Consider the following 18,336-nt stretch of genomic DNA (forward strand, 5'->3'; position numbering starts at 1 on the left):
CGCCCCGCGCGGCCGCGGTCAGCCGCTCGCTGTCCGTCGCGTCCAGCGCGATGTGTTCGATGCCGGGCTCCGGCCCGACCTGGTGATGACCCGTACCGTATGACCCTGCTCGACCAGCAGCCGAGTGGTGGCGGCCCCTGCGGGCCCGGACCCTATGACGACATGGAGGCTCACACCAGCACACTAGCGCGCGTACGCGGGGCGGCTCGACGGCGGGCCGCGCAGGGCCGCGGCAGGAAGCGCCTACTTCAGCTGGACCTCGTCGTAGCGCCCCACCACGACGCGCGCCTGGTTCTCCAGGCTCTCCGAACCGGCCACCCAGTAGTTTCCGTGCCCCCTGGTGTCGGTGGACATCTGGTTGGCGCCGAAGATGCGGTCGTGGGGGGTGATGAACTGGGTCAGCCCCTCGTGGTGGCCATGGGACGGCGCCCCCAGCCTGGGGACCGGGTCGTCCTTCGCCTTCTGGTTCCACACATGCCCCGGGGGTACGTCCATGTCCTCGGCCCGCCCCACCTGGACGCCGGGGCTGCCGCTGAACATCACATCGTCCGCCTCCAGGGTGCCCTGGCGGGCGGCGGAACCCGCCACCACGCTCCCGTAGCTGTGGGCCTGCACCGACAGATGGTCATTGGCCGACGGGCTGTGGGAGGTGTGCAGCCCCGACAGGAAGTCGTTGAAATCTCCCGCCGCCCGGTCGGCGTACCTGTCCAACGCGCCTTGCGGGAACATGTTCTGCGGAGCGTCGTAGCCCTGCCAGGTGATGGTCGACACCTCGGGGTCGCCCGGCATCGCGCTGGCGGCCTGCCACAGATTGGTGCCCCTGACGATGGGGGTGCGGATGGCGCCGAGTTTGCTCTTGGTGCCGTCGACCATCACGGCGGTGTGGTCGGCCGTGTCCGGGTTGCCGTTCGCGATGATCGCGCGCCCGTTGTTCTCGGGGTCGATATCCAGCAGATACGCGGGCGGCAGCCCGTCACCGGTCGGTTTGTAATCGGACGGTCTCTTGCTGGGATAGGGGTCGACCTTTCCCGTGAGATCGAAACGCTCCTGAATGGCGTTCAGCCCGTCGAGGGAGGACTTCACATGCTTCCGGTGGTTGTCCCATTTGAGCCATTCCGGGTTGATCACGTAAGAGCGCCCGGCGAGGATGTTCTTCGGCTTGGGCTCGGGCGGCAGATTGGCCAGCTCGGTCTGGTACTTCGCCCGCTGCTCATTGAGCACGACGCGGTTGGCCTCGTCGCGGTCCTCGACGGGGAGGCCGTCCAGCTTGCCGATGCTCGCCGGGAAGAGGGAGATGTATTCCGCCTGCTCCTCTTTGCTCAGGCTCTTCCACCAGGCCGCGTTGTCCTTGGGGGACTTGTCCTTGGGAACGTCGCGCAGATAGTCCCCGACCGTCTTCTCAACCGCCCCCCGGTCGTTGTCCGCATCGATCCAGTCATCCTTGGTGACCGACAGATCGGCCGTCGTGATCAGCTTGCCCAGCGTCTTGGCGTACTTGCCGTCCGCCTCGGTCGCGTCCTTGAGCGCGTCACCGATCCGGTCGGCGAACCCCTGGGCCCGCTGCTTCGGCGTCGTCGTGACATACGGCGTACGGCCGCTACCCACCGGCTCGTACTCCTGGCCCGGCAGCAGCACGAGCGGCGGTTTGTACTCCACCGAACCGTCTTCCTTGACGGTCATCCCGGCGTCCTGCGCGTCCTGGACGGCGTTGTCCAGTTTCTTCTTCGCCGCCCGCAACTCCGCGGCCAGCCCGTTCAACGCCGTCAGGATCAGCGCACACTCCACCTGCATATAGTGGAAGTTCCCACTCAGCCGCTCCAGCCGCCCCAGCGCCGCACCGACCCCCTGCCCTTTGAGCCCCCCGCGAAGCTTCGCGTTGATCTCATTGTTCAGCCGGTCCTTGGCCGCACTGGCACTGCTGCTCACCTTGTGCCAGCCGTCCGCCGCCTGCTCGAACTGGCCAGGATCGACCGCCTTCAACTGCGCGAAAGTCACCATGAAGCGGGCCCCCGTCCCCGAACCTAACCAAGCGCAATAACGGACGGGAAGTTTACGTGAGTTCCGCTGTTTGGGTGTGGGTACCGGGAATCACCTCGACATCTCAGCTCCACGCACCACATGGGTGAGGGGACTCCCGTTCGCCAGACGGGTGATGTTGGCGGCGATCTCGGTGGCCCGGTCGGCGAAGGTTTCCTCGGTATGGCCGGAGTTGTGCGGTGTCATCACCACATTGGGCAGGGTGTGGAACGGCAGCCGGCTCGGGGGGTGCGGCGGGCCGGCCCACCATACGTCGAGGGCCGCGCCGGCGATCGTGCCGGCCGACAGCGCCTCGTACAGTGCCTCCTCCTGAACGACGGGGCCGCGGGCGACATTGACGAGAAGGGTGTGGCGGCCCATCGCGGCCAGCTCGGCCGGTCCGATCAGCCCGCGGGTCGCGGGGCCCAGTGGAACGGTGACCACGACGATGTCGGAGTCGGCCAGCAGTTCCGGCAGCCGGTCCGTGCCGCCCACCCAGTCGGGCCGCAGATCGTCCGGCAGGGGGGCCGACGGATCGCGGCGTACGGCCCGTACGCCCAGGCCCACCGCCTGGCACAGCCGGCCGATCTCCGTCCCCGTCTCCCCGAAGCCGATGACGCCGACGCGCCGCCCCCGCAGGGTGTCCCCGAACGGCAGCGTGACGTCGACGGCGACGTTCCGCCACCGCCCCGTACGCAGCTCCTGATCGGCCGCGAGCACACGCCGGGACAGCATCAGCACACACATCAGGACGTGTTCGGCGATCGATCTGCCGTGGTGGTGGGTGTTGGCCACGATCACCTCCGGCCCCAGCGCCCCCAGGGGGATGCCGTCGTAGCCCGCGCCGACCACATGGACGAGCCGGAGCCGTCGGGCCCGCCGCGCGGCGTCCTCGGTGAGCTGTGAGCCGATGTATACGTCGATGTCGCCGATGGCGTCGGCGATCCGCTCCGCGTCCCAGTCGGAGGCCTCCAGCCACTCGTGGTGGCCCTCGGTACGCGTCCTCAGCCGCTCGCTGAACCTGCTCAGGATCCGGTGGTTGAGCATGATGCGCATGGCGCGGTCACCACCGGGGCGTGGTGGGGTCGAAGTCGGGGTCGACGCGGCGCATATAGCCGGTGTCGTCGCGGTCGCGCAGCCCGCAGTCGAGGTACTGCTGGTGCAGCCGGGCGAGCGCGTCCCGGTCGAGATCCACGCCGAGTCCGGGGGCGGTGGGCACGTCGACCTGCCCTTCGGTGAACCGCAGCACTCCGGGGGCGATCACGTCCTCGTCCGGCCGCTTCCACGGCCAGTGCGTATCGCAGGCGTAGGTCAGCCGTGGCGTGGCGGCGGCCAGATGGGTCATCGCGGCGAGGCTGATGCCCAGATGGGAGTTGGAGTGCATGGACATGCCGAGGCCGAAGGTCTCGCAGATCGCGCCGAGGTGCGCAGCACGCCGCAGACCGCCCCAGAAGTGGTGGTCGGACAGCACGATGCCCACCGAGCCCTGTGCGACGGCGGGGGCGAGGTCGTCGAAGGAGACGACGCACATATTGGTGGCGAGCGGTGTGTCGGTCTGCCGTGCCACGGCCGCCATACCGGCCAGGCCCGGGGTCGGGTCCTCCAGGTACTGGAGGGTTCCACCGAGTTCCCGGGCGACGTGGAGCGAGGTCTCCTCGCTCCACGCACCGTTCGGGTCGAGCCGCAGCGGCAGTTCGGGGAAGGCCTCCCGCAGGGCGCGGATCGCGGCGATCTCCTCGTCGGGAGCGAAGACGCCGCCCTTGAGCTTGATGGAGGAGAAGCCGTACTGGTCGATCATGCGCCGGGCCTGTTCGACCAGCCCCTCCGGGTCGAGCGCGGCGCCCCAGTCGTCGTCCGGCTGATCCGGGTGTCCGGCCCACTTGTAGAAGAGGTAGGCGCTGTAGGGGACGGAGGGACGCACGGCGCCGCCGAGGAGGTCGCTGACCGGCCGCCCGACCAGCTTGCCCTGGATGTCCAGGGCGGCGACGTCGAACGGCGACACCACGCGGTCCACCGTGCTGCTGCCCGTGACCATGCCGGACATGCCGTCGCCTCCGGAGGTGTCCGAACCTAGCGCGCGGCGGGTGCGCGACAGCAGGTCGTTCAGGCTCCAGATGTCCATGCCGACAAGTTCCTCGGCGGTCCGGCGCACCCGCTCCAGATGCACGCTGCCACCGTAGGTCTCACCGATGCCGGTGACGCCGCCTTCCGTGGTGACTTCGACGATGGTGCGCAGCGCGTACGGCTCATGCACTCCCACCGTGTTGAGCAAGGGGTAGTCCCGGAAAGCCACCGGGGTCACCGTGACTTCGGCGATGCGTTCAGCCGTCCCAGCCATGAACACCGTCCTCATATGTAGCCGACGTCTTCATTTGTAAACAGGAGCCCGTCCGGCTGTCAATGTTCCGGCACCGGCGTGAGCAGGCTGCCCTCGGTCATGAACCGGTGCAGATTGCGGAAGGTGAGCTCCCCCATGGCCTCACGTGTCTCATGGGTGGCGCTGGCGATATGCGGAAGCAGGACGACCGTGTCCAGGTCCAGCAGATCCTTGGGGACACGGGGCTCATCCGCGAAGACGTCGAGTGCCGCGCCCGCTATCCCACCGCTGACCAGGGCGTTCACCAGGGCCGGCTCATCGATGACACTGCCCCTCGAGACGTTCACCAGACAGCCCTGGGGGCCGAGCGCGTCGAGCACACTCGCCGAGACCAGGCCCTGGGTGGCGCCGCCTCCGGAGACCGCCACGACCAGCGCGTCACATTCCGCGGCGAGCTCGGTGGGCGAGGACACACGCCGATAGCTCACGTCCTCGACGGGCGTACGTGAGCAGTAAAGGAGCTCGACATCGAAGCCCTCGAGCCGCCGGGCGATGGCGCGGCCGATCCTGCCGAGCCCGAGGATGCCCACGCGCTTTCCGCTCACCTTGGACGCGAGGGGGAAGGCGTCCTGGAGCCAGTCGCCGCGGCGGACGAAGCGGTCGGCGGCCGACAGCCGGCGCATCACATCGATCAGGGCGCCGACGGCGAGATCGGCCACGCAGTCGGTGAGGACGTCCGGGGTGTTGCTGACGTCGATACCGCGCGCCCGGGCCCGGGCGACATCCGTGGTCTCGTAGCCGACCCCGAAGTGGACGATCGCGCGGAGCGCGGGCAGGGCGTCCATCAGCTCGTTCGACACGCCGATCCGGGCGCTGGTCACAGCCGCCACCACCTCGCCACCGTGGTCCCGCAGATAGGCGTCGGGATCGGGCAGTTCCGCGAGCCGCACGGTGTGATGGTGCTCGGCCAGCGCGGACTCCAGCGTCGGCAGCAGTGGACACACCTGCAACACGGTGCCGACGGTGCCAGTTGAGGAAGGCATGGGGCCACTCCCGTTCTTGTGGAATGGGCGGGAGCGTATGGCCGATTTCGATGCGTGTCTAAGCTCAAAACTGTATCGCTCGATACCTTCTCCATATCAATGGGTGACCGCGGGGCCCGTCCCGACCTGCTGCGGACCGCGCAACCAACGCTTTGGCCACACCCCTTGACGCCCCTGCACCTCGGCCTTAGCTTCGGCGTTTACAAATGCAGACCGGGTACGCATGTATGGACAGCCATGTCAGCAATCGCGTCTCCGGCGGCACCACTTCAGCCCTTTCGGAGATACGCCGACGATGAAGTCCTCCGTACGCTCCTTGCCTCGCCCAAGAAGGTCCCGAGCACATCCGGTTCTCGCGCTTCTGGCCTCGGGCACGATGCTGCTGACCAGCGCGTGCACCGTGGCGAACAGCGACAGCGCCGGTGACGCCGGCAGCGCGGACGGCAGCACGCTGCGGGTGGTTCTCACCCAGGAACCCCCTACGCTGGAACCCTGCGAGTCATCCACAACCGCGACCGGTGTCGTGGTCCGCTCCAACATCACCGAACCGCTGATTGAACGGGACCCCACCTCGGGCAAACTGGAACCGCTGCTGTCCACCGGCTGGCGGCAGACAAAGCCCACCACGTGGACCTTCGACATCCGCACCGGCGTGACCTTCCAGAACGGGCAGCCGTTCACGGCGAAAGACGCCGCCTTCTCCATCGACCGCGCCGTGAACTCCGATCTCGCCTGCAACGTCGACGGCTATGTCTTCGGCGACGAGAAACTCGATGTGCGCGCCGTCAGCCCCACCCGGCTGACCGTCACCACCAAGAAGGCCGACCCCATCCTCCCGCTGCGGATCAGCTTCATCGAGGTCGTGCCGCGCACCACCGACACCAAGGCCAAGGTGCGCATACCGATCGGCACCGGCCCCTACGCCGTCGAGAAGTGGCAGACCGGTGTCTCGATCTCCCTGGCCCGCAACAACAAGTACTGGGGGAAGGCTCCCGCCTACCCCCGGGCCACCTATGTCTGGCGCAGCGATGCCAGCGTCCGGGCCGCCATGATCAACAAGGGCGAGGCCGACATCACCACATCGCTGGACCCCATGGACGCGACCAAGGAGAACTCGGTCGCCTACCCCAACAACGAGACGACCGCCCTGCGTCTTGACGGCCGCGAGGCACCGCTCGATGACATCCGGGTGCGCAAGGCGATCGGCATGGCCATCGACCGCGACGGCATCATCGACGCCCTGCTCGACGGGAAGGCCAAACCCGCCGCGCAACTCGTCCCACCCGGTGTGGTGGGCCACAACGACGACCTCGTCCCTCCCTCGTACGACGTGGCCAAGGCCCGTGCGCTGGTCAAGGAGGCGGCCGCCGACGGCGTCCCTGTCAACCGGCGGATCACCATCGTCGCGCGCAACGGCCAGTTCGCCGGGATCGCGGAGACGGCCGAGGCCCTGCAGTACGAGATGGATCAGATAGGGCTGAACGTAAGGATTCGTATGGCGGACACGGCCACCAGTCTTCAGTACCAGCTGCGTCCGCTGCCCCGCGGTGTCGGGCCGATCGCGATGCTGGTCATGCACGGCAACCAGGCCGGGGACGCGGCCTTCACCACCAGTCAGTACCTGCTGAGCGACGGCCCGCAGTCCACGTTCGGCACCAAGGAGCTCGACCGGCGGATCGCCGCCGCGAACGAGCTGTCCGGCAAGGCGCGTGCGAAGGCCTTCGCGGATCTGCTCGCCTATCAGAACAAGACGGTCGCGCAGTTCGCCTACCTGGCTCATATGCGCGGACTGCTCGGCCTGTCGCCGTCGGTCCGGTACCGGCCGAACTCCGCCACCGGAGACGAGATGCGGCTGGCCGAGGCCAGCCCCGTGAAGGCGGGGAAGCACTGATATGACGTCCTTCCTCGGCAAGCGCATCATCTCCAGCGCGATCCCGCTGGTGTTCGTGGTGCTGGGCGTGTTCTGCCTGGCACGCCTGACCGGCAACCCGGTCGACCTCTATCTCCCGCTGAGCGCCACCCCGCAGCAGCGCGCGGAGTTCTCCGCCGCGCACGGCTTCGACGACTCCATCCCGGTGCAGCTGTGGGACTACCTCGGCCAGGCCGTGCAGTTCGACTTCGGCACCTCGCTGCGCACCGGGCAGTCGGCCGCCACGATGGTGCTCGACGCGTTTCCCGTCACGCTCCAGCTCGCCGGTATGACCATGCTGCTGGCGATCCTCGGCGCGCTGCTGGTCGGCAGCCTCGCCGCGTACCGGCCCAACTCGCTCATCGACCGGATCGCCGGTCTGCTGTCGATGATCGCGGCCAGCATCCCCGACTTCTGGTTCGCCATCATGGGTGTGCTGGTCTTCGGAGTGGGCCTGGACTGGCTGCCGACCTCCGGCACGCTGGGCGGCCCCGAGGTGTGGGTGCTGCCCATCGCCACCTTGCTGATCCGTCCGTTCGGCGTGCTCGTCCAGGTGGTCCGCGGCAGCATGGTCGGCGCGCTGTCCGCGCCGTACGTCAAGGTCGCCCGCAGCAAGGGGGCCGGCGCCGGGCGCGTGGTGTTCGGACACGCCCTGCGCAACGCCGTCACGCCCGTCCTGACCGTCGCCGGAGACCTCACCGTCGGTCTCGTCAACGGCGCGGTGATCGTGGAGACGATCTTCGGCTGGCCCGGAATCGGCAAGCTCATGATCGACTCGATTCTGCAGCGCGACTTCGCCGTGCTCCAGGCCGCCGTTCTGATCACCGCCGTGACAATCTTCGCGCTGAACATCCTCGTCGACGTCTGCCACGCCTTGATCGACCCCCGAGTGCGCCAGGCGGTGCCGGCGTGAGTGAAGGAGCCAACATGACCGATCCCGCGGACCGTCCCTCCGACGACACCGCCTCCGCACCTGACACCACTGCCACTTCTGAGGCCGCGTCGCCGCGCACCCGCCCGCCCCGCTGGTGGCTGCTGCTCGGCCGGGACCGTGGCGCGGCCGTCGCGGCCGTCATCCTCGCCCTGGTGTTCCTGGTCGCGCTGCTCGGCCGGCTGTTCATCGGCGACCGGGCGATACGGCAGGACCTGCGCGCCTCGCTGCGCCCGCCGTCCTTCGACCACGGCTTCTACGGGCTGCTCGGCACGGACGTACTGGGCCGCAGCGTGCTGGCCCGGCTGATCGAGGCCGCCGGGACGACGCTGTACGTTGCGGTGCCCGCGGTGCTGTGCTCGCTGCTGATCGGCTCCGCGCTGGGGATGTGGGCCGGCTACCACGGTGGCTGGCGCGAGAACATCGCGATGCGCGTCGCCGATGTCATCCTCAGCTTCCCGTCCCTGCTGGTCGCGGTGGTCGTGCTGTATGTCTTCGCGCCCAGCGCGCTGAACATCGTGCTGATCCTCGCCGTCGCGCGTATCCCCGTCTATCTGCGCACCGCCCGCGCGGAGTCGGCCGAGCTCAGGAGCCGGCTGTTCGTCGACGCGGCCCGGACCTTCGGCACCCCGAGCCGGCAGATCATCTACCGGCACATTCTGCCGATCGCGCTGCCGACGCTGCTGACGGTGGCCACGCTCGACTTCTGTTTCGTCATGCTGACCGAGTCCAGCTTGAGTTTCCTCGGCATCGGGATCCAGCCCCCCGATGTGAGCTGGGGCCTGATGGTGGCCCAGGGCCGCCAGTATCTGCAGACCGCCTGGTGGATCGCCGTGCTGCCGGGCATCGCGATCGTACTCACCACGGTGTCGGCCACGGTGCTCGCCGCCTGGGTGCGCCTGGCCACGGATCCCGCGCAGCGCTGGCGTCTGACGCTGCCCAAGAAGCGGCGCGGGACCCGAGCCGCTGTTTCCCCGGAGGTGATCGCGTGAAGCCGTCAACCCTGCCCCCACCCGCCGCGGCCGAAGGCGCCGCGCTCGAGGTCGAAGGGCTCCGCGTCGAACTGCGCACCCCCTCCGGCACGGTCCGCGCCGTGGACGACGTCAGCTTCAGCGTGCGCAAGGGGCGCACACTGGCGCTGCTGGGCGAGTCCGGCTGCGGAAAGTCCATGACCGCCCTGTCGATCGCCGGGCTGCTCGACCCGGTGGCCGAGGTGACGGAGGGATCCGTACGGGTGTCCGGCACCGATGTGCTGCGGCTCAGCCCGGCGGGCCGCAGAAAGCTCGCCGGCCCCGGTCTGTCGATCGTCTTCCAGGACGCGCTGACCGCGCTCAACCCCGTACAGCCGGTCGGCAGGCAACTCGCCGAGCCGTTCCGCATCCATCGCGGTCTTTCGCGGCGCGAGGCCAAGGAGAAGGCGATCGAGCTGATGACCCGCGTCGGCATCCCCGAACCGCGGCTGCGGGCCCGCTCGTATCCGCATCAGTTCTCCGGCGGTATGCGCCAGCGCCTGCTGATCGCGATGGCCGTCGCCCTCGACCCCGACGTACTGATCGCCGACGAGCCCACGACCGCCCTCGACGTCACCGTGCAGGCGCAGATCATGCGGCTGCTGCGGGATCTGCAGACCGAGCGGGACATGGCGATCGTCCTGATCACCCACGACCTGGCGGTGGTCGCCCAGCGCGCCGACGATGTGGTGGTCATGTACGCGGGCAATGTGGTGGAGACCGGCCCGGTACAAGAGGTGTTCGCCCGCCCCCGCCACCCCTACACCAAGGGGTTGCTCGACTCCGTACCCGAGCATGCCGTCAGGGGCCGCCCGCTGCCCGCCGTACCGGGCAGCCCGCCCGAGCTCAGCGCGGTCCCCTCCGGCTGTGTCTTCCAGGCCAGATGCCCGCTGGTCAGGGAGCGCTGCGCCCAGGAACGTCCTCATCTGGTGTCCGTCGACGCCTCGCGCTCGGCCGCCTGCCACTTTTCCGAGGAGCTCGACCGTGTCTGAGATCTCTGGGGCCCCGACCTCCGGGGCCCCCGTCACCGAAACCACCGCCACGGGCCCGCGCCGCGACAGCTCGGCCGGCTCCCCGCCCCTGCTCGAGGTCAGCGGCATCACCAAGTCGTTCGGCCATGGGCGCCGGCGTCTGACCGCGCTGGACGGAGTCGATGTGCGGCTCGAGCGCGGGGAGACCCTTGGCCTGGTCGGCGAGTCCGGATGCGGTAAGTCGACCCTGGCCAGGGTGGTGCTCGGGCTCGAGCGGCCGGACGCGGGGACGGTGCGCTTCGACGGCACCGACCCGTTCACCCTCAAGGGCAAGGAACTGCTGGCCTGGCGGCGTCGGGTGCAGATGGTGTTCCAGGACCCGTTCGCCTCGCTCAACGCCCGGATGTCAGCGGCCGACCTCATCGGGGAGCCGTGGCGCACCCACCGCAACATCGTGCCCACGGCCAAGGACCGGGAGCGACGGGTACGTGAGCTGCTGTCCCTCGTCGGACTGCGGGACAGTGACGCCCATCGCTACCCGAACGAGTTCTCCGGCGGGCAGCGGCAGCGCATCGGCATCGCCCGCGCGCTGGCGCTCGACCCCGACCTCATCGTGTGCGACGAGCCGGTGTCCGCGCTGGACCTGTCGGTGCAGGCCCAGGTGCTCAATGTGCTCTCCGAGCTGCGGGAAAGGCTCGGCGTCTCCTATGTCTTCATCTCCCATGACCTCTCGGTGGTCCGGCATGTCTCCGACCGGGTGACGGTGATGTATCTGGGCAAGGTCATCGAACACGGCCTCACCGAGGACGTCTTCGACCGGCCCCTGCACCCCTACACCGCCGCCCTGATGTCGGCCGCGCCCACGCTCGACGTCTCCGGGGAGACACCCGACGAGGAGATCCAGTTGCGCGGGGAGATCCCCTCCCCGTTCGACATTCCGTCGGGCTGTAGGTTCCGCACCCGCTGCTGGAAGAGCGAGGCCCGGTGCGCCGAGCACGCTCCCCTGGCGATCACCCGCGACGGCTCCGCGGACCCCGGGCGGGAGCCGCATGAGGCGCTGTGCCACTTCCCGCTGGGCACCGGGCCGAGGGGAGCGTGAGCGCGCCGGAGTTCGCCCTGCTCTTCGTCACCGTGGCGGTCGGGTCGCTGCTCCAGGTCTCCATAGGCTTCGGACTCGGCCTGATCGCCGCCCCGGTGATCGCCACGCTGGACCCCTCGCTCACCCCGGTGGTGGTGCTGCTGCTCGCCACCGGGGTCACGGGCGCGGTCATGGCGCTGGAGGGCGGGCACGCGGACGTACGAGGAGCGGGGTGGGCGCTGGTCGGCCGGGTGCCGGGCGTCCTGGGCGGCGCGGCACTGGTCGCCCTGCTGCCCGCCCGGCAACTCGCCTTCCTCGTCGCCGCGGTCGTCCTCGCGGGCGTCGCGGTGAGCCTGCGCGGCTTCGTACCCCGCACGGGACGGCGGTCCGTGCTGCTGGCCGGGCTGGTCTCGGGGGTGATGGGCACGGCCACCTCCATCGGAGGGCCGCCGATGGCCATGGTCTGGCAGCGCTTGAGCGGCCCGAAGCTGCGCTCCACGATGAGCGGGTTCTTCCTGGTCGGCTCCGCGATGAGTCTGGTCACGCTGGCGGCGACCGGGGCCGTGCACACGAACAGCCTGCGGTACACCGCCCTGCTGGCCCCGGCCGCGGCAATCGGGGTGCTGCTGGCCCGCCCGCTGTCGGGCAGGCTGGACATGCGGCGTACCCGGTCCGCCGCCATGGTGCTCGCGGTGGCGAGCGCGACCGTGCTGGTGGTCCAGCAGTTCGTCTGAGCCTGGCGCCGGCGCGTCAGGCGCTCGCCGCGCGCGCCGCCGCCAGGTCCGTCACCAGGCGCTCCTCGACCGGAACGCTCGGGTCGGAGTACTGGCCCGACAGACAGACGGGCCCCGTCCAGCCCATGGCCGCCAGCCGGTCGAAGACCGCCGACCAGTTCGACCGCCCCTCGGCGCCCGGGACGAACCACGGCTTCCAGTGACCGCCGACCGACTCACCGGCCGACCCACCGGCGGGCTCGACCGGCACATGGACGACGTTCTTGAGGTTGACGATGCCGAGCCGGTCCGCGACCAGCGGCAGCGTCACCCCGGGGTCGTCGCCCGCGAGCGCGTCGTGGGCCGCGTCCCACACCACCCGGAAACCGTCCACCGGCAGCCCGTCGAGAAGGTCCATCACGCCCAGCGCGGAGGAGACGAAGCGCCCATGGTGCGGCTGCACCCCCACCTGCACGCCGTACCGCTTCACCAGGGGCGCGGCGGCCTCCAGGCGCTGCCGGAAGCGGCGTACGGAGGCGGTGTAGCCGTCGGGGCCGAGCTCGGCCATGACGCGGATCATCGGTACGTCCGCCGCCCGGCACGCCGCGAAGACGGGTTCGTCCAGGCCGCTCGCGACGCTGATGACCTCGACGCCCTCGGCCCTCAGCCGTGCGGCGAAGGGCGGCAGCAGCCGTTCCGCCTCGGCCGGGGTGACATAGGCGCTGTCCCGTACCGGGACCTCGGCGCCGCTGAAGCCGAGCCCGGAGACCAGCTTGCCCAGTTCGTCGCCGGGCAGGGCGGACCAGGGCTTGGTGAAGACGGACCACAGATATGTCATGGGTCAGCGGCCTCCGAGTCCGCTCATGGTGATGCCTTTGACGAACCATCGCTGGGTGAGGAAGAAGAGCAGGATCAGCGGGACGGTGGTGATGGTGGCCGCCATCAGCATCAGGTTCCACTGGGTTCCGTTGGTGGACTGGAACACCTGGAGGCCGACCGACGCGGTTCTGGTGGCGTCGCTGTTGGAGATCACCAGCGGCCAGAGCAGGTTGTTCCACTGGCTGATGAACTTGAACACGGCCAGGGTGGCGATGGCCGGTACGGCCAGCGGGACGATCACCCGGATGAAGGTCTGCCAGCGGTTCGCCCCGTCCAGCCGGGCCGCCTCCTCGTAGTCGCGGGGGATGCCGAGGAAGAACTGCCGCAGCAGGAACACCCCGAGCGCGGTGAAGGCGTGCGGCAGGATCATCCCCGCCCAGGTGTCGACCCCGTGCAACTTGGCGACCAGGATGAACTGCGGGACCAGGGTGACCTGCGACGGGATCATCAAGGTGGCCAGATACACCCCGAACAGCACCTCGCGGCCCCGGAAGTTGAGCCGGGCGAAGGCGTACGCGGCCAGCGCCGCGGTGATCGTCTCCAGGATCGTGGTGCCACCGGCGAAGATCACGGTGTTCAGCAGATAGCGGCCGATGGGGACCAGGTCGAAGGCGCGGCTGATGTTCTCGGTGTGCCAACTGCTCGGCCAGAACGAGGGCTTGGTCTGCATCGACTCGGTGTCGGACTGGAAGGCGACCAGCACCATCATCACGATCGGGGTGAGGGTGACCGCCGTGGCCAGGAAGCAGGTGAACACCAGCAGTTTCCGTCGGGCGACGGGCGAGCGGCGCAGCGGCGCGAGTACGGGGATGTCAGTTGTCATAGTGCACCAGCCTCCGCTGGAGGAGGAACTGCATCGCGGTGACCACCGCGATGAAGGCGAACAGCACGATCGACTGCGCGGCCGCGTAGCCCTGCTCGTAGTTCTGGAACCCCGTTTGGTAGATGTACATGACGAGGGTGGTGGTACGTGACCCCGGCCCGCCGTCCGTCATCACCAGGGCCTGGTCGAACACCTGGAACGAATTGATGATCGAGGTGACGACGACAAAGAACATCGCCGGTGAGAGCAGTGGCAGCGTCACACTGCGGAAGGTCCGCCACGGTGTGGCGCCGTCGACCCTGGCGGCCTCGTACAGCTGCTGCGGGATGGCCTGCAGTCCGGCCAGGAAGATCACCATGCCGAAGCCGAAGCTCTTCCAGACGCTCATCACGATCAGCGCCGGCATCGCCCAGTCGTCCGAGATCAGCCACGCCGGGCCGTCGATTCCGAAGACGCCGAGCACGGCGTTGACCAGTCCGTCGGTCGGGATGTAGAGCCAGACCCAGACGAAGGCCACCGCGACGGTGATGGTGGCGTACGGCAGCAGAAGCAGCGAACGGAAGACCGCGATGCGCCGGAGCCCCTGGTTGAGCAGCAGGGCGAGGGCCAGGCTGACCAGCAGGGTCAACGGCACGCTGGCGAAGGTGAAGTACAGGGTGTTGCCGAATGCCGACCAGAAGGTCGCGTCCGGTCCCAGCCGGGTGAAGTTGTCAAGGCCCGCGAAGCTGGGCGGGCTGAACAGGTTCCAGTCGAGCAGCGAGATCACACCCGCGGCGATGACCGGGCCGGCGGTGAAGACGAGGAATCCGATCAGACTGGGCAGCAGAAACAGCCAGGCGGCGAACGCCTCCGAGCGGCGCCACCGGGGGCGTGGGGGCCGCGGAGTCGGGGTCCGGGATGCGGCGGTGCGGGTGTCGACAGCCATGGTCATCCTCACTCACCGCGCCGGTCGGCCTGTCGGACGGCGTCCCGGTGCTGACGCATCAGGACGTTCAGCCGGGGGTTGATGTTCTCGATGGTCTCGGCGACCGTCAGATCGCCGAGAAAGGCCCGTGGCAGCTCCTGGCCCATCAGCAGCCGCACCCGGTTCCAGTTGGTGGTCACGTCGAAGGGGTGGCCGCCGCCGACCTCACCCTTGAGAATCTTCTGGACGACGCCGAGGTTGGCGGGCGGTGGTTTGAAGGCGCTGCCCGACGAGCGTCTGGCCGGGTTGTTGCGCCCGGCCGTCGCATAGATGTCCAGCGCGCCGGTGCTGGTCAGGGTCTTCAGCAGCCGCCAGGCCAGGTCCAGGTCGGAGCCCTTGACGCCGGAGGGGATGCCGAAGCTGGAGCCCGATACGCGCGGTTTGCTGCCCGCGGGCCCCGCCGGGAAGGGGACGATGTCCCATTCGAAGGGCGCCTTGCGGACGTTGAGCACCTGCCAGGGCCCGTTCTGCATAAAGGCGACGTTGCCCTGGAGGAAGTTGGACAGGGCGGCGCCGCTGGCCTTCGCGCTGACCAGGTTGGTGATCGGCGGGGTCGCGCGGTCCTTGACGAACAGATCGATGACGAATTCGATGGCGTGCCGGGCCTCGGGGGCGTCCAGGGCGCTGCCGTCGCCTTTGTCGTTGATGACGTTGCCGCCGGCGGAGTAGATCCACGACACCAGGTCGTCGATGGCCGGACCGCAGGTGAATCCGTAACTGTCCTTGGGCCCGCTCAGCTCGATCGCCAGATCCCGCAGGGTCTCCCAGGTCATGGGCTCGGTGGGGGACGGCGGGTCGATGCCGTGCTTGTCCAGCAGCGTCTTGTTGTAGTAGAGCACGGTGGGCGCCACGTCGAAGCCGATGCCGTACGTCTTGCCGGCGAAGGACGAGATCGACCGGATCGCGGGGTAGAAGTCGTCGAGGTCGAAGTCCGGGTCGTCGGCGATCAGATCGTCCAGCGGCCGGTGCGCGCCGCGCGCCGCGTAGGTCGGCACCATCCAGCCGTTGATACCGGTGACCAGACTGGCCGTTCCGCTGACCAGTTGCAGGTCGAGTTTGGTGGCGTAGCTGTCCGACGGGGTGAGCGTCGAGACCGACTTGACGTGCATGCGTTTCTCGACGTATTCGCCGAACGAGGCCCAGACCTTGCCCTCCTCCGGGCCGTTGGACCACATGGACCAGGTGGCGGTGCCCGGTGGCGGGCCGGTCGAGCAGCCGCTCAGGCCCGCGACGGCGAGCCCTCCGGCGGCGGTTCTTCTGAGCAGGGTGCGGCGGGACAGGCTGGAAGACATCGTCGTCTCCTCGCTGTTCAAGGACGTGCTGTGGTGGGGACGTGCTGGGGGGGCTCCGGTGAGGACGTGCGGTGTCAGGCGAACGCCAGGTCCGTCGACTCGGCGCGGATGCGCTCCTCGTCGACCTCGACACCGAGGCCGGGAGCGGTGGGGACGGTCGCGACGGCCGAGACGATGTCCAGGTGGTCGACGTAGAGATCGGACAGCAGCTCGGGGCCGTTCAGCTCGGCCGGAAGGGCCAGTTCCAGCTGGCTGAACAGATGCAGCGCCGCCGCGAAGCCGATACCGCAGTCGGTCAGCCCGCTGGCCAGCACCTCCAGACCGCCGGCCAGGGCGACTTGGGCCGTCTTCAGCGCGCTGCGGATGCCACCGGACTTGCAGAGCTTGACGACCACCAGATCGGCGGCGTCGAGGCGGAGGGTACGGGCCAGGTCCTGGGCGGTGAAGCTGCCCTCGTCGATGGCGACCGGGAGGTCGATCATGCTGCGCAGCCGCTGCAGACCGAGGGTGTCGGTGCTCGGCACGGGCTGTTCCACGCAGTGGATCCCCGGCACGTCGTGCAGCGCGTGCAGCAGCCGCTTCAGCCCGCTCGGCCGGTAGGACTGGTTGGCGTCCAGCCAGATGGGTTTGGCTGTCGCCACTTCTGCGACGGCCGTGACGGCCGCGGCGTCGGCGTCGATGTCCCCGCCGATCTTCACCTTGTACGCCGGGTAGTCGGCGGACGCTCGCGCATGCTCGCGGACCGCGGCCGGCTCCCCCACGCCGATGGCCGAGCAGAGCGGGATGGTGTCCCGTACCTTGCCGCCCAGCAGGGCGTGGACCGGCAGCCCGGCAAGTTTGCCCGCCGCATCGTGCATGGCGATGTCGACCGCGGCCCGGGCGAACGGAAAGCCGTTGGACACCGCGGGGCTGAGCCGACGGTTCGCTCGTGCGTGGAACAACTCCACGTCGAAGGGGGTGAGTTCGAGCAGCAGGGGCGCCAGGTGCCGCTTGATGACCACGGCGATCGTCTCGGCGGTCTCATAGCTCCAGCTCGGCAGGGCCCGCTGTTCGCCCCAGCCGACGACGCCGTCCTCCGTGGCCAGCCTGACGAAGATCACCAACCCCGCCTGGTCCGGGGTGCCGACGGTGCCGCTGCCGAGTACGAACCGCCGGGCGAACGGCACGGCCACGGGGAAGACATCGACCGCCGTGATACGCGACATGGGAGCGTGGGTCCTTTCGCGGGAGACCTGAGAGGGAGAGCTGAGGGGGTGCGCAGGCAGGTGGTCATGCGGTGGTCGGCCATGCGGCGGGATCGACGTGGCTCGGGCCGTGGACGCCCTTGTCGAGCCAGTCCACGACATCGGTCAGCACATATCCGGCCAGCGCGAGATGCCCTTCCGTGGTGTCTCCGGCGATATGCGGGGTGAGCAGCAGATTCCGGCAGCTCAGCACGGATTCGCCGAAGCTCGGGGGCTCGGGGTCGTACACATCCAGCGCGGCGAGGAGCCGGCCGGACAGGACGTGGTCGAGAAGCGCCGGCTGGTCGACGGCGGGGCCGCGCGAGGAGTTGACGACGATCGTGCCGTCGGGCATCGCCTCGATGAGCTGCCTGGTCACCATTCCCCGGGTCGCCGGCAGATCGGGTACGTGCAGCGAGACGAACGCACAGCGAAGCGTCTCCGCCAGCGTGGCGGTGCGGACGCCGAGCGCGGCGGCCCGTGTCTCGTCCAGGTACGGGTCGTACACCAGCACATCGCAGCCGAACGGCTTCAGCAGGGTGATCAGGGCGCGTGCGGTGGAGCTGGCTCCGACGATGCCCACGGAGCGGCCGGCGAGTTCGCCACCCCTGAAGTCCTTCTGTTTCCAGCCGCCACCGCGCAGCGCGGCGTCGAACCGCGGCAGACGGCGGGCGAGGGTGAGCATCGCGGCCAGGCAGTACTCCCCCACCGACCAGGCGATCCGGCCCGCGGCGGAGAAGACGGTGACGCCCTGGTCGAGCACCTGGCGATCGATGAGCTTCTTCACGGTGCCGGCCGCATGGGCGACCACCTTGGGGCCGCCGCCGTCGGCCCAGATCGACGCGTCCAGATGAGGGGTGCCCCAACTGGTCAGCAATACGTCGCAGCCGGCGGCCAACCGGGCCACTTCCCGGTCGTCAAGACCACCTTCGACCCAGGTCGCCTCGAAGTGTTCCTCGATCAGACGCCGGGCATCGGGGCCGCATACGTCGGCGGCGCGCTCGGGGGTCATGACGACGGCGAGTTTGGACACCATTGCTCCTCGTACCGGGTCTGCCTGCGCTGGTGTCACGACCGTAGGGACCCGCGGTTATGCCCGTCCAAGCCCCATTTCGCATTGCGCGATACCTTGACGGCATGGGCGTTTCTCTGCCATGGCCCCACGGC

16 protein-coding genes and 1 pseudogene are annotated in these 18,336 nt (G+C 69.1%); 6 read left to right on the forward strand and 11 right to left on the reverse strand.

The genetic code is table 11. The features are described 5' to 3' along the window. The 5 genes and pseudogenes from ACWDSL_RS21770 to ACWDSL_RS21790 all read right to left on the reverse strand — a co-directional run. Positions 1–174: pseudogene (locus ACWDSL_RS21770) on the reverse strand (NAD-dependent epimerase/dehydratase family protein); the annotation flags it as partial. Between the two features lie 69 nt (positions 175–243). Next, positions 244–1,998 (reverse strand): alpha/beta hydrolase, encoded by a 1,755-nt coding sequence (locus tag ACWDSL_RS21775; protein WP_450487754.1) that lies wholly within the window; start codon positions 1,996–1,998, stop codon positions 244–246. Positions 1,999–2,088: 90 nt separating this feature from the next. Next, a complete protein-coding gene (locus ACWDSL_RS21780; RefSeq protein ID WP_450487756.1) occupies positions 2,089–3,072 on the reverse strand; it encodes a 2-hydroxyacid dehydrogenase in 984 nt (327 codons plus the stop codon). A gap of 7 nt (positions 3,073–3,079) precedes the next feature. Further along, positions 3,080–4,354 (reverse strand): glucarate dehydratase family protein, encoded by a 1,275-nt coding sequence (locus tag ACWDSL_RS21785; RefSeq protein WP_450487758.1) that lies wholly within the window; start codon positions 4,352–4,354, stop codon positions 3,080–3,082. 59 nt (positions 4,355–4,413) lie between these two features. Continuing rightward, positions 4,414–5,376 (reverse strand): 2-hydroxyacid dehydrogenase, encoded by a 963-nt coding sequence (locus ACWDSL_RS21790; protein WP_450487760.1) that lies wholly within the window; start codon positions 5,374–5,376, stop codon positions 4,414–4,416. Between the two features lie 376 nt (positions 5,377–5,752). Between ACWDSL_RS21790 and ACWDSL_RS21795 the strand changes: the two genes are divergently transcribed. Genes ACWDSL_RS21795 through ACWDSL_RS21820 form a run of 6 tightly spaced genes read left to right on the forward strand, consistent with a single transcriptional unit; the run spans position 5,753 to position 12,009 of the window. Further along, positions 5,753–7,267, forward strand: coding sequence for an ABC transporter substrate-binding protein (locus tag ACWDSL_RS21795; protein ID WP_450487761.1), 1,515 nt, complete (start codon positions 5,753–5,755; stop codon positions 7,265–7,267). 1 nt (position 7,268) lies between these two features. Further along, positions 7,269–8,198, forward strand: a complete 930-nt coding sequence (locus ACWDSL_RS21800; RefSeq protein WP_089510608.1) for an ABC transporter permease — start codon at positions 7,269–7,271, stop codon at positions 8,196–8,198. Between the two features lie 14 nt (positions 8,199–8,212). Continuing rightward, entirely contained in the window at positions 8,213–9,208 is a 996-nt protein-coding gene (locus tag ACWDSL_RS21805; protein ID WP_450487764.1) for an ABC transporter permease, read from the forward strand. Then, entirely contained in the window at positions 9,205–10,218 is a 1,014-nt protein-coding gene (locus ACWDSL_RS21810) for an ABC transporter ATP-binding protein (RefSeq protein ID WP_450487766.1), read from the forward strand. The genes ACWDSL_RS21805 and ACWDSL_RS21810 overlap by 4 nt, the downstream gene beginning before the upstream one ends. Further along, the gene (locus tag ACWDSL_RS21815) at positions 10,211–11,296 is read left to right on the forward strand and encodes an ABC transporter ATP-binding protein (RefSeq protein WP_450487768.1); all 1,086 of its coding nucleotides are present in this window, start codon (positions 10,211–10,213) and stop codon (positions 11,294–11,296) included. Before ACWDSL_RS21810 ends, ACWDSL_RS21815 begins: the two co-directional genes overlap by 8 nt. Beyond that, the gene (locus tag ACWDSL_RS21820) at positions 11,293–12,009 is read left to right on the forward strand and encodes a TSUP family transporter (protein WP_450487770.1); all 717 of its coding nucleotides are present in this window, start codon (positions 11,293–11,295) and stop codon (positions 12,007–12,009) included. Before ACWDSL_RS21815 ends, ACWDSL_RS21820 begins: the two co-directional genes overlap by 4 nt. Before the next feature lie 16 nt (positions 12,010–12,025). On the opposite strand, the gene ACWDSL_RS21825 is transcribed toward ACWDSL_RS21820, so the two are convergent. The 6 genes from ACWDSL_RS21825 to ACWDSL_RS21850 all read right to left on the reverse strand — a co-directional run bounded on the left by ACWDSL_RS21825 (position 12,026) and on the right by ACWDSL_RS21850 (position 18,205). After that, positions 12,026–12,826, reverse strand: a complete 801-nt coding sequence (locus ACWDSL_RS21825) for a sugar phosphate isomerase/epimerase family protein (RefSeq protein WP_450487772.1) — start codon at positions 12,824–12,826, stop codon at positions 12,026–12,028. Between the two features lie 3 nt (positions 12,827–12,829). Continuing rightward, positions 12,830–13,690, reverse strand: a complete 861-nt coding sequence (locus ACWDSL_RS21830; RefSeq protein ID WP_450487774.1) for a carbohydrate ABC transporter permease — start codon at positions 13,688–13,690, stop codon at positions 12,830–12,832. Beyond that, positions 13,680–14,615, reverse strand: coding sequence for a carbohydrate ABC transporter permease (locus ACWDSL_RS21835; protein ID WP_450487775.1), 936 nt, complete (start codon positions 14,613–14,615; stop codon positions 13,680–13,682). Before ACWDSL_RS21835 ends, ACWDSL_RS21830 begins: the two co-directional genes overlap by 11 nt. An 8-nt stretch (positions 14,616–14,623) precedes the next feature. Next, positions 14,624–15,946, reverse strand: coding sequence for an ABC transporter substrate-binding protein (locus ACWDSL_RS21840; RefSeq protein WP_450487777.1), 1,323 nt, complete (start codon positions 15,944–15,946; stop codon positions 14,624–14,626). Between the two features lie 74 nt (positions 15,947–16,020). Beyond that, positions 16,021–17,151 carry a mandelate racemase/muconate lactonizing enzyme family protein gene (locus tag ACWDSL_RS21845; protein ID WP_450487779.1) on the reverse strand — a complete coding sequence of 377 codons (1,131 nt, stop codon included), beginning with the start codon at positions 17,149–17,151 and terminating at the stop codon, positions 16,021–16,023. 64 nt (positions 17,152–17,215) lie between these two features. Further along, positions 17,216–18,205 carry a hydroxyacid dehydrogenase gene (locus ACWDSL_RS21850; protein WP_450487781.1) on the reverse strand — a complete coding sequence of 330 codons (990 nt, stop codon included), beginning with the start codon at positions 18,203–18,205 and terminating at the stop codon, positions 17,216–17,218. Positions 18,206–18,336: the final 131 nt, after the last annotated feature.

The sequence above is a fragment of the Streptomyces sp. NPDC000941 genome (genome assembly GCF_053599555.1).